The sequence below is a fragment of the Haloparvum sedimenti genome (assembly GCF_001462205.1).
In the GTDB taxonomy this organism is placed as follows: domain Archaea; phylum Halobacteriota; class Halobacteria; order Halobacteriales; family Haloferacaceae; genus Haloparvum; species Haloparvum sedimenti.
Genome location: NZ_LKIR01000135.1, coordinates 163,472 through 177,379, shown reverse-complemented (window position 1 = coordinate 177,379; position 13,908 = coordinate 163,472). Strand labels below are relative to the sequence as shown.

Annotated in this window: 17 protein-coding genes; 8 read left to right on the top strand and 9 right to left on the bottom strand. The window is 70.0% G+C overall.

Annotated elements, in window-relative coordinates; genetic code table 11:
• The coding region (gene ppsA, locus AN233_RS12870; RefSeq protein ID WP_058367175.1) for a phosphoenolpyruvate synthase at window positions 1-1,678 on the bottom strand (1,678 nt) is incomplete at its 3' end.
• A 200-nt stretch (window positions 1,679-1,878) separates the two neighbouring features.
• On the opposite strand from ppsA, the gene AN233_RS12865 reads away from it, so the two are divergent.
• Window positions 1,879-2,160, top strand: a complete 282-nt coding sequence (locus AN233_RS12865) for a hypothetical protein (RefSeq protein ID WP_058367174.1) — start codon at window positions 1,879-1,881, stop codon at window positions 2,158-2,160.
• Between the two features lie 298 nt (window positions 2,161-2,458).
• Here AN233_RS12865 and AN233_RS12860 read toward each other — a convergent pair whose 3' ends face one another.
• Window positions 2,459-2,992 carry an inorganic diphosphatase gene (locus AN233_RS12860; protein ID WP_058367173.1) on the bottom strand — a complete coding sequence of 178 codons (534 nt, stop codon included), beginning with the start codon at window positions 2,990-2,992 and terminating at the stop codon, window positions 2,459-2,461.
• 300 nt (window positions 2,993-3,292) lie between these two features.
• Between AN233_RS12860 and AN233_RS12855 the strand changes: the two genes are divergently transcribed.
• The gene (locus tag AN233_RS12855) at window positions 3,293-3,652 is read left to right on the top strand and encodes a PadR family transcriptional regulator (RefSeq protein WP_058367172.1); all 360 of its coding nucleotides are present in this window, start codon (window positions 3,293-3,295) and stop codon (window positions 3,650-3,652) included.
• A 120-nt stretch (window positions 3,653-3,772) separates the two neighbouring features.
• Here the strand turns inward: AN233_RS12855 and AN233_RS12850 are convergent, their stop codons facing one another.
• A complete protein-coding gene (locus AN233_RS12850; protein WP_058367171.1) occupies window positions 3,773-4,474 on the bottom strand; it encodes a DUF7108 domain-containing protein in 702 nt (233 codons plus the stop codon).
• A complete protein-coding gene (gene rnhA, locus AN233_RS12845) occupies window positions 4,461-5,057 on the bottom strand; it encodes a ribonuclease HI (protein WP_058367170.1) in 597 nt (198 codons plus the stop codon). Before rnhA ends, AN233_RS12850 begins: the two co-directional genes overlap by 14 nt.
• A gap of 116 nt (window positions 5,058-5,173) precedes the next feature.
• Here rnhA and AN233_RS12840 point away from each other — a divergent pair, with 116 nt between their 5' ends.
• The 3 genes from AN233_RS12840 to AN233_RS12830 all read left to right on the top strand — a co-directional run bounded on the left by AN233_RS12840 (window position 5,174) and on the right by AN233_RS12830 (window position 8,892).
• Complete coding sequence (locus tag AN233_RS12840; RefSeq protein ID WP_058367169.1) at window positions 5,174-6,148, top strand: transcription initiation factor IIB; 975 nt, start codon at window positions 5,174-5,176, stop codon at window positions 6,146-6,148.
• 125 nt (window positions 6,149-6,273) lie between these two features.
• On the top strand, window positions 6,274-6,828 hold the full coding sequence (locus tag AN233_RS12835) for a GMP synthase subunit A (RefSeq protein WP_058367168.1): 555 nt from the start codon (window positions 6,274-6,276) through the stop codon (window positions 6,826-6,828).
• A 57-nt stretch (window positions 6,829-6,885) separates the two neighbouring features.
• A complete protein-coding gene (locus AN233_RS12830) occupies window positions 6,886-8,892 on the top strand; it encodes a DUF2070 family protein (protein ID WP_058367167.1) in 2,007 nt (668 codons plus the stop codon).
• A 16-nt stretch (window positions 8,893-8,908) separates the two neighbouring features.
• Here the strand turns inward: AN233_RS12830 and AN233_RS12825 are convergent, their stop codons facing one another.
• The 4 genes from AN233_RS12825 to AN233_RS12810 all read right to left on the bottom strand — a co-directional run bounded on the left by AN233_RS12825 (window position 8,909) and on the right by AN233_RS12810 (window position 10,519).
• Complete coding sequence (locus AN233_RS12825) at window positions 8,909-9,124, bottom strand: HVO_0649 family zinc finger protein (protein ID WP_058367166.1); 216 nt, start codon at window positions 9,122-9,124, stop codon at window positions 8,909-8,911.
• Window positions 9,125-9,211: 87 nt separating this feature from the next.
• Entirely contained in the window at window positions 9,212-9,496 is a 285-nt protein-coding gene (locus AN233_RS12820; protein WP_058367165.1) for a DUF3194 domain-containing protein, read from the bottom strand.
• A complete protein-coding gene (locus AN233_RS12815) occupies window positions 9,497-9,877 on the bottom strand; it encodes a prefoldin subunit beta (protein WP_058367321.1) in 381 nt (126 codons plus the stop codon).
• A gap of 150 nt (window positions 9,878-10,027) precedes the next feature.
• Window positions 10,028-10,519, bottom strand: a complete 492-nt coding sequence (locus AN233_RS12810; protein ID WP_058367320.1) for a nucleoside deaminase — start codon at window positions 10,517-10,519, stop codon at window positions 10,028-10,030.
• 176 nt (window positions 10,520-10,695) lie between these two features.
• On the opposite strand from AN233_RS12810, the gene AN233_RS12805 reads away from it, so the two are divergent.
• The 3 genes from AN233_RS12805 to AN233_RS12795 are packed head-to-tail and all read left to right on the top strand — an operon-like array spanning window position 10,696 to window position 13,095.
• Window positions 10,696-11,391 (top strand): phosphoribosyltransferase, encoded by a 696-nt coding sequence (locus AN233_RS12805; protein ID WP_058367164.1) that lies wholly within the window; start codon window positions 10,696-10,698, stop codon window positions 11,389-11,391.
• A gap of 58 nt (window positions 11,392-11,449) precedes the next feature.
• Window positions 11,450-12,139 (top strand): HD domain-containing protein, encoded by a 690-nt coding sequence (locus AN233_RS12800; RefSeq protein ID WP_058367163.1) that lies wholly within the window; start codon window positions 11,450-11,452, stop codon window positions 12,137-12,139.
• The gene (locus AN233_RS12795; RefSeq protein ID WP_058367162.1) at window positions 12,136-13,095 is read left to right on the top strand and encodes an AEC family transporter; all 960 of its coding nucleotides are present in this window, start codon (window positions 12,136-12,138) and stop codon (window positions 13,093-13,095) included. Before AN233_RS12800 ends, AN233_RS12795 begins: the two co-directional genes overlap by 4 nt.
• A 36-nt stretch (window positions 13,096-13,131) precedes the next feature.
• Here the strand turns inward: AN233_RS12795 and nth are convergent, their stop codons facing one another.
• Entirely contained in the window at window positions 13,132-13,815 is a 684-nt protein-coding gene (nth, locus tag AN233_RS12790; protein WP_058367161.1) for an endonuclease III, read from the bottom strand.
• Window positions 13,816-13,908 lie beyond the last annotated feature (93 nt).

Genomic DNA, 13,908 nt, shown 5'->3' with positions numbered 1-13,908 from the left:
CCAGCTCCCGGAACTCGTCGGTGGGCGCGTCGATGGTGCGGACGCGCACCGGCCGCGGGTAGAACTCCTCGGCGACCCCGCGGATGCCGTCGATCAGCTCGTTCTGGTAGGCGCGCTCGCCGTGGGCGTCGATGAACTCCGCGGGCGTCTTCCCCAGCGTGAGGACCATGTGTTCGATCCGGAGGAGGCCGACGCCGTCCGCGCCGGTCGCGGCCGCGCGCTCGGCGGCCTCCGGGATGGAGACGTTCACCTTCACCTCCGTGGCCGTCATCGGCTTGACGGGGGTCTGCGGCCGGGCCTCCTCGACCGGCTCGAACTCCTCGGCGGACTCGGCCTCGTCGTCCGCTCCCCGTCGGACCGTCCCCTTGTCGCCGTCGATTGTGACCAGCTGCCCGTTCTCCAGCTCTCGGGTCCCGGTCCCGGTGCCGACGACTGCGGGGACCCCGAGCTCGCGCGAGACGATGGCGGCGTGGCTCGTCATGCCGCCCTCATCGGTGATGATGCCGGACGCGCGTTTCATCGCGGGGACCATGTCCGGCATGGTCATCTCGGTGACGAGGATGTCCCCCTCCTGAACGCTGTCGAGGTGGTCGAGCTTCGTCACGATCCGGACGGCGCCGGAGACGATCCCCGGGCTCGCGCCGAGCCCCTGGATCAGCACGTCCGGCTCGTCGCCGCCGTCCGCGTCGACGGTTCCGTAGCTCCCGCTCTCGTCGGCCTCGTCGGCGTCCGGGATCGTCGTGATCGGCCGGGACTGGAGCATGAAGACCTCGTCGCCGACGATCGCCCACTCCACGTCCTGTGGGTCGCCGTAGTGATCCTCGACGCGCTCGCCGAGGGCGACGAGCCGCTCGATCTCCTCGTCGGAGAGGACGCGCTTCTCACGGCGGTCGTCCCCGATGTCGCGCGTGGTGGTCTCGCCCGTCTCCGGGTCCTTCACCATCTCGATCTTCTTGTCCGCGACGGTCACCTCGTCGAGCCGCTCGGTCTCGCAGTCGTAGACGTAGTTGTCCGGGGAGACGGAGCCGGAGACGACCGCCTCGCCGAGCCCCCACGCCGCCTCGATGATGATCCGGGGATCGCCGGAGGACGGGTGGCTTGTGAACATCACGCCCGACTTCTCGGCGTCGACCATGCGCTGGACGACGACCGCGATGTCCACCTCGTCGTGCGGGAATCCCTGCTGCTGGCGGTAGTAGATCGCCCGCTGGGTGAAAAGCGACGCCCAGCACTCCTTGACGCGGTCGATCAGCGCGTCCTCGCGGACGTTGAGGAACGTCTCCTGCTGGCCGGCGAAGGAGGCGTCGGGCAGGTCCTCGGCAGTCGCCGAGGAGCGCACGGCGACGAACGCCTGCTCGCCCTCCTCGCCCATGCCGCGATAGGCGTCGAGGATCCCTTCGCGAACGGGGGCCGGGAGTTCGGTGCCGAGGATCAGCTCGCGGGCCCGCTCCTCCGCCTCGCGCAGCGCCGCGGAGTCCTCGGGGTCCACGTCGACGGCCGCGAACAGTTCCTCGTCGATCTCCGCCTCCTCGATGAAGGTGCGGTACGTCCCCGCCGTCACGACGAACCCCGGCGGCACCGGGAGCCCTGCGCCGGTGAGTTCGCCGAGCGAAGCCGCCTTGCCGCCGACCGTCCCCAGGTCGTCGGCGTCCACGTCGTCCAGGGAGAGTACAGCCATTGCCTGTGGTGGGGAATCCGCGAGCCGACGTATGAAGCTTCCGACCCGGTTCCGGCCGTAGGAAAGCTCACTCGCCCGCGAGTAGCACTTTCGCCGATGTGCGATATCTGCCGCGACCGGTGGCGGTTGACAGTGGCTCACCGGGGCGTCGCGTCGCCACGGCCGTCCGACTTATCCGGCTGCCGCTCCCGGTCCGCGACATGGACGTGGAGACTGCGCTCCGCGAGATCGACGAGGCGAACGCCAAACACGTCGGAGAAGAGGGGTACGAGCGGCTCCGGGAGGAGTACGATCGAGGACTCCGCGAGGTCGATGGGATCGCCGGCGGCGCGGCCGTCGAGGAGCTGTGCCGGCACCTCGCCGGCCACATCAGACACCACGGCGAGCGGCCGCCGGTGCCGGTCGCGGACCTGTACGCCGCGGCCGCGGTCCGGGCGGTCGGCGGGGAGGTCCCGGCGGAATCGTTCCTCGCGAACGCCTGATCGCTACGCGTCGTCGCGCGCCTCGTCGCGGCCGGCGTCGCGGTCGTCCTCCCCGAAGTTGGTCGGAACGACCGTCGGGTGGTTCATGCCGATCGTGGAGCGGTTGCGTGCGGCCATCGTGTTCGATCCTCACCGCCGGACGCCCTAATAATTACCCATGGGCATAAGTCATCGTCGAGCGTGGCGGGTATGTTCACGGGTTATCCCCCGCAGCGGGGTGCTTCCGGCGTCGGTCGTCCGCGTATCGCGCAGAAAAAGTCGAGTGCGACGCGAAACGGCCGACTCGGTCGGTGTCCGACTACGCGAACTGCTCGTCGTAGAGGTCCTGCGCGTGTTCGATCGCGTCGTGGGCGGCCGCCTTGTCCTCCCATCCGAGCGTTTCGACTTCCTTGCCGGCCTCGAGGTTCTTGTAGGTCGCGAAGAACTCGTCGATCTCGTCGAGCGTCTGCTGCGGGATGTCCTCGAGGTCCTGGATGTGGTCGAAGCGGGGGTCCTCCTCGGGGACCGCGATCACCTTGTCGTCCTGCTCGCCGTCGTCGTCCATCTTCATCAGCGCGACCGGACGGGCCTCGATGACGCAGCCGGGGAAGGTGGCGTCCTCGACGAGCACCATCACGTCGAAGGGGTCCTCGTCGTCGTAGTACGACTGCGGGATGAAGCCGTAGTCGTAGGGGTAGTGGACGTTCGAGTGGAGGACGCGGTCGAGCACGACGCTGGGGATGTCCTTGTCGTACTCGTACTTGTTGCGCTCGCCCTTCAGACACTCCACGACGGCGTTGATCGTCTCCGGCGCGTCGGCGCCGGTCTCGAGGTCTTCCCAGAGGTTCGTCATGCGTCCGCCCGTCCGCCGAACACGGCCAAAGTCCTTTCGGGTGCGCTCGATACCGACCCGGTCGACCGCCGACGCACGCCGACGGCGCGTTCGCCCAACCGCGGCGTTCGACGACGGATCGACGCCACACTCCCGTAGATAACCACGATCTGCCAATACCAATTTGTCCAAAATACAACCCGAGAATACGCAGCGTGAAGCGGTCCGCTACCACGTTCGGTCACCGACCGTCGGCTGACGATGTATAAAACTCGGTGGTCGTTGCGAAGCGTTAAATATCGGGATGACATGTTCACAAGCATGTCAGAGGCACAATCTGTCAGCGGCGGTGCGGAGGTGTCGAGGGACCTTACGGCGTTCCAGCAGAACATCCTGGTCATCCTCTCCGAGGAGCCGATGTACGGGCTCGCGATCAAGCGCGAGCTCGAGTCCTACTACGGTGACGAGGTGAACCACGGGCGGCTCTACCCGAACCTCGACGACCTCGTGGACCTCGGGTTGGTCGAGAAGAGCGAGCTCGACAAGCGGACGAATCAGTACGAGTTGACCGACGAGGGCGTCGAGGCGGTCGTCGGCCGGCTCGACTGGGTCCTCTCGAAGTTCGTCACCGAGGACGAGCGCGCGGAGACGGTCCGCGACCTCGTCGACGACCAGCTGTAACGGCGACGACCGGCCCGCTTGGCACACGGCGGGCCTTCTTCGGTAGCCGACCGCGGAGCGGCGGCGCCGTCCCGATGCTCCCGGTCATCCCGGCGAGCCACGAACCGCGATTCGGGCGGGCTACTCCGAGAGCGCGTCGTCGACCAGCGTCAGCGACTCCTCGACGACCGCGCGCTGCTCCTCGTCCGGCCAGACGTTCCTCGGGTAGTACTCCTCGAGGAACTCCGCGCGCTCGTCGGGGGTGGCGCGGTCGAGTTCCTTCACGTAGTGATTCGCCATGAACGCCCCGAACGCGCGGACGTTCGCGGCGTGGGCGGCGCCGTGCTCGCGCTCGATGCGGTCGGCGACCGCGTCGTTGTGGCTCGCCACCTCCTCGTAGCGCTCCGCGTCGCCGGGTCCGGACAGCGACACCTCGACGCCGCGGTCGGTGTCCTCGATGCGGTCGAACTGGACCGTCCCGTCCTCGACCCACTCGGCCGGGTAGAGGACGAGCGTGTCGTCCTCCTCGCGGATCCGGGGCTCGTAGTCGTGAGCGGCGACGAGCTCGTCACGTCGCTCGCGGTAGGCGGCCGCGGCGGCGTCGTCGACCGCGTCGCGGGCGAGCCGGGTCAGGCGCTCGGCCTCGGTCACCGCGTCGCGGGGGATGTCGGGGACGCGCTCGGCGTCCTCGGCGCTCTCGTCGGTTACGTCGGCCTCGTCGGAGCCCGGCTCCTCGGCCGGCTCGTCCGCGTCCGCGTCCTCGGCGGCCGCGATCTCCCGCGCGCGCTCCTTCGCCCACTCGGGCGGCTCCTCCTCGTCCGGTCGGGGGTCACTGTCGCTCATCGAGGGCCTCGTTGGCCAACTCGTCGGCGCGCTCGTTTATGTCCCGCGGAACGTGCGCCAGCGACCAGCGGTCGAACGCGTCGAGCAGTTCGCGGACCCGCACGCGCTTCTCGCGCAGCGTCGGGTCGTTGGCGTTCCACTCGCCGCGGACCTGCTTGACGATCAGCTCCGAGTCGCCGCGCACGTCCACCTCCTCGAAGCCGTAGTCGCGTGCGGCCTCCAGCGCCCGGATCAGCGCCGCGTACTCGGCCTGATTGTTCGTCGCGCGCCCGACGCGCTCGCCGCCCTCAGCGACGATCCCGTCGCTCGTGACCAGACACCAGCCGACCGCGGCCGGGCCGGGGTTCCCCCGGCTGGCGCCGTCGAAGTAGACGTGGGCGCGCCCGCCGCCCTCGGTTAAAAGGAGGGTGAGCCGCGTCGGGTCGCTCCCCTGCACGACCACCTTGTCGTCGTAGGCGACCGCCGTCGCCCCGTCGCGCTCGGCCCGCCAGCGCTCGTGGTCGGTGTTGCCCGGCCGAACCTCGACGCCCGCGGTCGCCAGTCGATCGCGCGCGGCGGCGGGATCGCACTCGATAGTCGGCATCCAGTGAGGCTCCGCGGCGCCGAAACAAAGGCTCCCCGGTCGCGCCCGGTCCTGTTGTGGCGCCGACATTCACCGAAAACCTTTATCAGTACGCGGGAGATTACTATATAAATGCGATGACAGGGCCCACTCGCCAGCGGGAGTACGACCGGCAGCGCACGGGGCAGGAGGACGAAGACGAGAACGTCGAGGACGGGGAGATCGACGTCGACGAACTCGATCCGGAGGAGCTGACGCGGACGGCCGACGGCGAGTTGATCCACGAGGAGACGGGGCTGATCGTGGAGGAGGAGCAGATCGACCCCGGTCCGGAGTGGCGGGCGTTCAACCACTCCGAGCGGCAGTCGAAGTCCCGCGTGGGCGCCCCCACCACGCAGACGATGCACGACAAGGGGCTGACGACGACGATCGACTGGAAGGACAAGGACGCCTACGGCCGCTCGATCTCCTCGAAGAAGCGGTCGCAGATGCACCGGCTGCGGAAGTGGCAGGAGCGCATCCGGACGAAGGACGCGGGCGAGCGGAACCTCCAGTTCGCGCTCTCGGAGATCGACCGGATGGCGTCGGCGCTGGGCGTTCCCCGGTCGGTTCGCGAGGTCGCATCGGTCATCTATCGACGCGCGCTCTCGGAGGACCTGATCCGCGGCCGCTCGATCGAGGGCGTCTCGACCGCCGCGCTCTACGCCGCCTGTCGCAAGGAGGGGATCCCACGCTCGCTGGAGGAGATCTCCGACGTCTCGCGCGTGGAGCGCAAGGAGATCGGTCGCACCTACCGCTACATCTCCCAGGAGCTCGGGCTGGAGATGAAGCCGGTCGACCCGAAGAAGTACGTCCCCCGCTTCTCCTCGGAGCTGGAGCTCTCCGAAGAGGTGCAGGCGAAGGCCAACGAGATAATCGAGACGACCGCCGAGAAGGGCCTGCTCTCGGGGAAGTCACCCACCGGCTACGCCGCGGCCGCGATCTACGCCGCATCGCTTCTGTGTAACGAGAAGAAGACCCAACGCGAGGTCGCCGACGTGGCGCAGGTGACCGAGGTCACCATCCGCAACCGGTATCAGGAACAGATCGAGGCGATGGGGATCCACAGCTAGCGGCGGTCGAACCACACCACACCGATCCATAATTTTGTACAGTTTCTCGTGCAGAACGGATTCGAACCGCACGAACCTGCGCCCCGTTCCGAGCGGTTTTTGTGACCGACGCGCCTACCCGGGACATGACCAGAATCGTCGTGGTCGACAACCACGGCCAGTTCACCCACCTGGAGCGGCGCGCCCTCCGGGACATGGGCGTGGACACCGAACTGATCGACAACGACACGCCGCCCGCGGAGATCGACGCCGACGGCATCGTGCTCTCGGGCGGTCCCGACATCGACCGCATCGGCAACTCCCCCGACTACCTCGACCTCGACGTCCCCGTGTTCGGGATCTGTCTCGGCATGCAGATCATGGCCGTCGAGCGCGGCGGCCGCGTCGGCGAGGGTGACTACGGCGGCTACGCGGACGTGGACGTGGAGATCACGGAGCCGGACGACCCCCTCGTGGGATCGCTCGCGCCCGAGACGCGGGTGTGGGCCTCCCACGCCGACGAGGTGACCGAGGTGCCGGAGGGGTTCACCCGGACCGCGCGCTCGGACGTCTGCGAGGTGGAGGCGATCGCGAACGTCGCGGAGAACCTCTACGGCGTCCAGTGGCACCCCGAGGTGGCCCACACCGCCGAGGGCGAGGAAGTGTTCGAGAACTTCGTCGCGGTCTGTGAGGACGCGTAAGGCGACCGCGTCACCGCAACGGCGGATTTTTGAGTCGCCCCGGCCACGGTTTGACCGATGACCGCCTCCCAGGGCCGGCTCGCCGCCCTGTCCCGATTCATCTTCGCCGCCCCCCGCTGGCACCGGAGCCTCGCGTTCGCGGTGCTTCTGTCCGGGCTCGCGGGCGTCGCGGTGTTCGACGCCGGCGCCACGATGGAAGCCGAGTTCCGCGTCCTGCTCGTGGGCCACGACGCGTGGCAGGGGCTCGTGTTCATCGGGTTCCCCACCGTCCTCGCGGCGCTCGGCACGACCCCGGTCGACCGGGCGATGGGAGGCCGACTCACGTTCAACCGCTCGGCGCTCCTGGCGCTGGCCTGCGAGGTCATCGTCGTCACGGCGCTCGTGAGCGCCGGCCTCGTCGCGTTCGTCTTCGGGTTCGCCCACGGACTCGTCCTCGACGTTCTCGTGGTGGCGCTGGCCTCCATCTTCGCCCTCCGGCTGTTCGTCATCCTCGGCATCTCGCGCGTCTCGGTCCCCCGCGCGTGTCTTTCGGCGGGGATCCAGCCGGGTGCCGCCGCGGTGCTCGCGTTCGTCTACAGCGGGACGATCCGCCTGCTCGTGGTCGGCGACGCGCCGCTGGAGGCGTACGTCGGCTGGCTCGCCCGCGGGGAGTCCGGGCCGCCGGCGCTGCAGGCGGTCACCGTCGACCACTTCCTGCTGTTGGTCGCGCTGTCGGCGGTGTACGCGGCCGCGGTCTGGGCGTTCCTCGTGGGCATCGACCGACCGTGGCGGCGAAGCCTCGGCGTCTCCGTGCTGGACTTCGTCCGCGGCTTCGTCGGCCACGTCGCCGAGGGCTCCCGCGAGCTCGAGCAGTTCTTCGAGAAGCTCGGCGAGGAGGCGATCGTCCCCGTCTCCGTCGCGTCGTTCCGACGGCTCCCGGAAGAGAGGACGACCGCGACCGACGGCGGAGACGGCGGAGACGGCGACGGTGACGGCGACGGAACTGGCGAGGAGGGCGCGGACGCCGCGTCGGGTCCGGAGAAGGCGCGGGTCGTCCTCCCGATGGTCCACCCCGGTCCGATGGGGGAGGTCGGCGGGGGCAACCTCCCGCAGCGCATCGCCGAGCGCGCGGAGGGGCTCGCGTTCGCGCCCCACGCCACCGCCGGCCACGACTTCAACCTCGTCTCGGAGCGGGAGGTCGGCCGCATCCTCGACGCCGCCGACCGCGCGCTCGACCGGATGGAGTACGGCCGCGAGGCGAGCGTTCCCGTGACCGGCGAGGTCGGCACGGCGCACACGCTCGCCCAGCGGTTCGGAAACGGCGCGTTCGCCGCCGCCACGTTCGCGCCGGAGTCGGCCGACGACGTGGCGTTCGGCGTCGGCCAGTCCGCGGCCGCCGAGCTCCGCCGGAGCGGGGTCGAGGACGTGCTGTTGGCGGACGCGCACAACTGCCACGCCGGCCTCGACGCCGCGGAGGACGGCGACCTCGGCCACGTCACGCCCGGGTCGCCGCGGTCGTACGACCTCTACGGCGCCGCCGCGCTCGCGGGCGAAGCGCTGTCGGACGCCGCAAGCGGCCCGCTGGAGCTCGGAGTCGCCCACGAGCCGACCGACTGGGAGCGCGAGGAGGGGATCGGCCCTCTCGGACTCCGGGTCGCGATAACCCGGGTGGACGGCCGCGAGGCCGCGTACGTGCTGGTCGACGGCAACAACATGGTGCCGGGCGTCCGCGAGCGACTGCTCGATGCGGTGACCGCCGAAACCGGCGTGGACCACGCGGAGGTGCTGACCTCGGACACGCACGCGGTCAACGTCGGGCAGGCGGACAACCGGGTCGGGGACGCCGTCGACGAGGCGGCGCTGACTGACGCCGTCGTCGAGACGGCCGCCGCAGCGCATGCGGACCTGGAGCCGGTCGCGGTCGGCACCGCAACGGAGCGGGTGACCGTCACCGTGTTCGGCAACGACCGCACGGAGACGCTGGCCTCGCAGGCGAACGCGGCGCTGTCGCTGGGCGCGGCGCTCCTGGCCGCCGTGGTGCTGTGTGCGCTCGCGGTGAGCCTGCTGCTGTTCCTGTTCGCCTGACTGCCGGGGTACCGGGCTACCGGGCGTCGCCCGGTCCGAGCCGACACGCCCGAACCGTGCGCGCGCCGCAGCTCTCGCACTCGCGCCGATAGACGACTCGCGTTCCGGTGGTGACCGCCTCCCAGCCGGACGACTCGTCCCGGTGGCCGCACTCCCGACAGACGTACGGCTCGCGGTCGTAGCGGTCCCGCAGCCTGTCGAGCGCCGTCGTTCCGCGACCCAGTACTGACATGCGGTAACACTACACAAGGGAAAGACAAAAGCGTACCGCTGCGGGTTGTACGTCGGAAAACGCGACCGGAGACCGCCCCGACCGCGGTCAGGCGTCGAAGAGCTCGTCGACGGCGTCGGTCGCCGCCTCGACGGCTTCCTGCGCGACCGCGTCGGGGTCGTGTTCCTCGTCCGGCGCGTTGAGATAGACGTCCACGTCGAGGACGCCGTCCTCGAAGGTGACGGTCACGTCGAGGTCCGTCACCGCGGACTGGTCGTAGTGTTTGAAGACGACGCCCTCGGCGGCCGCCGCCGCGGTCGTGACGACCTCCTCGTCGGTCGGGTCGTCGCTCGGGTCACCGCCCGATACGTCGGTCGGATCGTCGGTCGCCATCTACGCGCCCGCGCCCGGACCGCCCGGACCCATCGGGCCGCCGCCGGCGCCGCCCTGCAGCATCTCCTGCAGCTCCTCCTGGAGGCTCTCGAACTGCTCCTGCACGCGGTCCTCCTGCTTCGTGAGCTGCTCGACGCGGACTTCCAGCGAGTCGACCTTCTCCTCGAGGTCGTCGTAGGCCGAGTCGTAGTCCGTCTCGACGAGGATGTCGCCGACCTCGCGGTACATCGTGGCGTCCTCGTCGATGTCCTCGAGCGCGTTCAGCGCCGTCTTGGAGTCGTTGAGCGCGGTCTGGGACTGCTCTTTCTGCTGGGCGACCTCCTGAGCGGTCTCCTGCAGATCCTGTAGCTCCTCGATCTTCTCCTGCGCTTCGGGCGGCATGCTACCCTGCATGGTCGAACGGATGCGTCCCGGACTGAAAAACCCCCGACTTTGCGACTCGCACCCCATACTGCCTGAGTCGGCCGAATTTTCAGGTCTGAGTCGGTCCGAGAGCGGACGCCCGAGCCGGTCCCCGCGGTCCCGGCGGCATCACTCCTCGTTCCAGCCGTAGGCCTCGTGGACGCGCCGACCGCGGTCGTTGGCGACCGGGCCGACGACCTCGGTGACACCGTCGAGGATCTCCGCCGAGCGCACCGTGGGCTCGCCGCGGCCGGTGAACGCCGCGACCTCGTCCGAGCCGACGCTGTAGACGACGCGGCCGAGCCCCGCGTAGCGGAGCCCGCCCGAGCACATCGGACACGGCTCGGTGCTGGTGTACATGACCGTCCGCGCGCGCTCGTCGGGTGTGAACGCGCGGACGGCCTCGGCCGCGAGGTCGAGTTCGGGGTGACCGCGGACGTCATCGTCGGTGACGACGCGGTTTTTCGCCTCCGCGACGACCTCGTCGTCCCGGACGAGCACCGTGCCGAACGGCTCGTCGCCGCGGGCGGCGGCCGCCTCCGCCAGCTCGCAGGCGCGCTCGAGATGGCGCTCGTGAGCGAACTGCTCGAACTCCGGGTCCGCCGCCGCGTCGGCCACCATGTCCGACTCGGGGGCGTCGTCCGTGTCTCTCACGGGCGGACCACGCGCTCGTCGCCCTTTGCGGTTGCGGCGGCGGAAGCCGGCGCCGGGGGTCCGAGAGTCGGCGAGGCGGCCGAGCGCCGGCCGCGGACGCTCTAAAAATCCTTATCAGCGCGGGGGCGCCATCTCCACGCGACATGAGCGACCTCCCGGACGACTTCAACTGCACGATCACCAACTGGGAGTACATTTACGGCCTCTGCCGGACGGTCTCCGACCAGGTGAAGCGTGCCGAGTTCGAGCCGGACGTGGTCGTCGCGCTCGCGCGAGGCGGCTGGTTCGCGGGGCGGTGCACCTGCGACTTCCTCGGGCTGGACGACCTGACGAGCCTGAAGATGGAACACTACGTGGGCGCCGCCGAGAAGAGCGACGAGCCCACCGTCCGCTATCCGATGCCGGAGGGGAGCGTCGAGGGGAAGGACGTGCTGATCATCGACGACATCGCGGACACCGGCGGCTCGATCCGCCGGGCACAGGAGTACGTCGAGGAGCGCAACGCCGGGGAGGTCCGCACCGCGACGCTCCAGCTGCTCCAGACCTCGGAGTTCGACCCCGACTTCGTCGGCGAGCGCCTCGAGGAGTGGGCGTGGATCGTCTACCCGTGGAACTTCATCGAGGACATGATCGACCTCATCGCGGGCGTCATGGAGCGCGCGGACGACGAGACGTTCGACCGGGAGGCGGTCCGCCACTACCTCGCGGAGTACCACAGCGTCGACCGCATTGAGATGGAGATTGCCCAGCCCGACCGGCTGACGGAGGTGCTCGCGGAGATGGAGCGCCGCGAGGTCATCGAATCGCGGGGGCCCGACGAGTGGGCGCTCGCGGAGTGATCCCGGCCGCGGAGCTCCGGTCGTGACTGACCGCGGAGGGGGCAGCGACGCCGGCGAGATGCCCGAAGCCGACGACGACGACGCCATCGACGCCCTGATCGAAACCTACGACCTGAAGGACGAGCGGCGTACGGGCTGGCAGCTCAGGGGGGTCGCGGAGCCCGAGACCGTCGCGGCCCACTCGTGGGGCGTCGCCTACCTCGTGCTCGCGATCGGGGACCGGCTGGCCGCCGAACTGGCCCCCGACGATCCGACGGAGCCGCTCCTCGACGAGGCGCTCCGGCTGGCGGTCGTCCACGACGCCGCGGAGGCGGAGACCGGCGACGTGGCCACCCGCGCCGACCCCGCGGCCGCGTCGGAGTCGCCGAGCCCCGAGGAGAAGGAGGCCGCGGAGCGCGCGGCGATGGGCGACCTCGCGGGACCGCTCCCCGACCGCGTCCGGGCGGCGTGGGAGGCGTACGAGGCCCGCGAGACGCCGGCGGCGCGGCTGGTCAAGGAGTGCGACCTGATCGACCTGTGTCTGCAGGCGCTCGCGTACGAGCGCGCGGAGCGGTACGACCCAGCGGCGGGCGAGCCGGACGCGTTCGCGGCCTACGACGACCTCGACGAGTTCTTCGCGACCGCCGAACCGCGGCTCCGGACCGACGCCGGGCGCGCGCTCGTCGCCCGGATCCGGGAGCGGTACGAGGCGGCGAAAGGGGCCGGGAAAGGCGCCGGAGACAAGGCGGGCCCAGGTGACCACTCGTGAACGCGCTCCTCGGAGTGTTCGCGTCCGCGGTCCTCCCGGTTGTCGCCATCGCCGCGGCCGGATTTCTGTTGGGGCGCGCCAGGAACGTCGAGCCGGGGCCACTCAACACCGTGACGGTGTACGTGCTCGCACCCGCGCTGGTGTTCCACAGCCTCGCCACCTCGACGCTCGCGGCGGGAACGCTCGCCCGGGTGGCGGTCGGCGTCGTCGCGTTCACGCTCGCGATGGCGGCCGTCGCGGAGGGAGTCGGGCGACTCAGCGGGACCGAGGAACCGCTCCTGAGCGCGCTGCTGCTCGTCGCCGTCTTCTCGAACTCGGGGAACCTCGGCATCCCCGTCTCGAACTTTGCGTTCGGCGAGACGGGGCGCAGCACCGCGGTGCTGTTCCTCTCGGTGCAGGCGGTGCTGATGTACACCGTGGGCGTCTACGTCGCCTCCCGGTCGGGCGGCGCGTCGGGACTCGACGGCGTCAAGCGCGTCGTCCGGCTCCCGCTGGTGTACGCGGTCGCGGGCGCGCTCCTCGCGCGGGCGGCCGGCGTCGTCCCGCCCGCGGAGGCCGCCTCGATGGAGGCCGTCGGGTTGGTCGGCGACTCCGCGATCCCCGTAATGCTGATCGTCCTCGGCCTCCAGCTCGCGCGGACCGACTACGCGGCCGCGGTCTCGAAGGCCGGGACCGGAGCCGCGCTCAAGCTCCTCGTCGCGCCCGCGGTCGGGCTGGCGGTCGCACATCTCGTCGGCTTCTCCGACCCCACGGTGGCGCGCGTGTTCGTGCTGGAGACCGCGATGCCCGCGGCGATCACGCCCGTCATCCTCGTCGCGGAGTTCGCGGGGAACCGGGACCTCGACGGGATCACGGTCCCGGAGTACGTCTCGACGGTCGTGCTGGTGACGACGCTTCTCTCGATCCCGCTTCTGACCGTGCTGATCGTGGCCCTGCAGGCGGGCGTCCTTATCTGAAGGGCGGTCGGCTGCGGAGACAGAACGGGCCGTCCCCTACCACGCCTCGCCGGAGGCCAGGTCCACGTCCGCGTCGAGTTTCGAGGAGGGACAGATGTCGGCCAGCACGCAGTCGCCGCAGTCGGGGTTCCGGGCGGTACAGACCGCGCGCCCGTGGTCGATCAGGAGGTGCGTGTACTGCTGCCAGTGTGCCTCGGGAACGATCTCCAGCAGTTCCTGCTCTATCGCCTCGGGGCGCTCTTCTTCCACAATCGCGAGCCGGCGCGAGATGCGCTGGACGTGCGTGTCGACGACGATCCCCTCGACCACGTCGTGACCGTGCTGGAGGACGACGTTGGCGGTCTTGCGGCCGACGCCCATCAGGTCGGTCAGCTCGTCCATCGTGTCCGGCACCTCGCCGTCGTGCTCCTCGGCGATGTCCCGGCAGGCCGACCGGATGTACTTCGCCTTGTTGTTGTAGTAGGTGATGGAGTCGATGTCCGCGGCGAGCTCCTCCTGGTCGGCCTCGGCGTAGTCCTCGGGCGTCTCGTACTTCTCGAACAGGTCCGCACACACCGCGTTCACGCGCTCGTCGGTGCACTGCGCCGAGAGGATCACGGCGATGAGCAGCTCCAGCCGGTTCGAGTAGTTGAGCGAGATGGTCGAGTCCGGGTACTCCTCGTAGAGCCGGTCGATGACCTCCTCGGCCTGCTCTTTCGGCGTCTCCAGCGGGCTTCCCATACCCGCACGTTCACCCGCCGGATGTTGAACGGTTCGGAGTCGGCGGCCGGTACGTTCACCTCGGTCGCGCCCGCAGAGCGGGTGTGACCGACC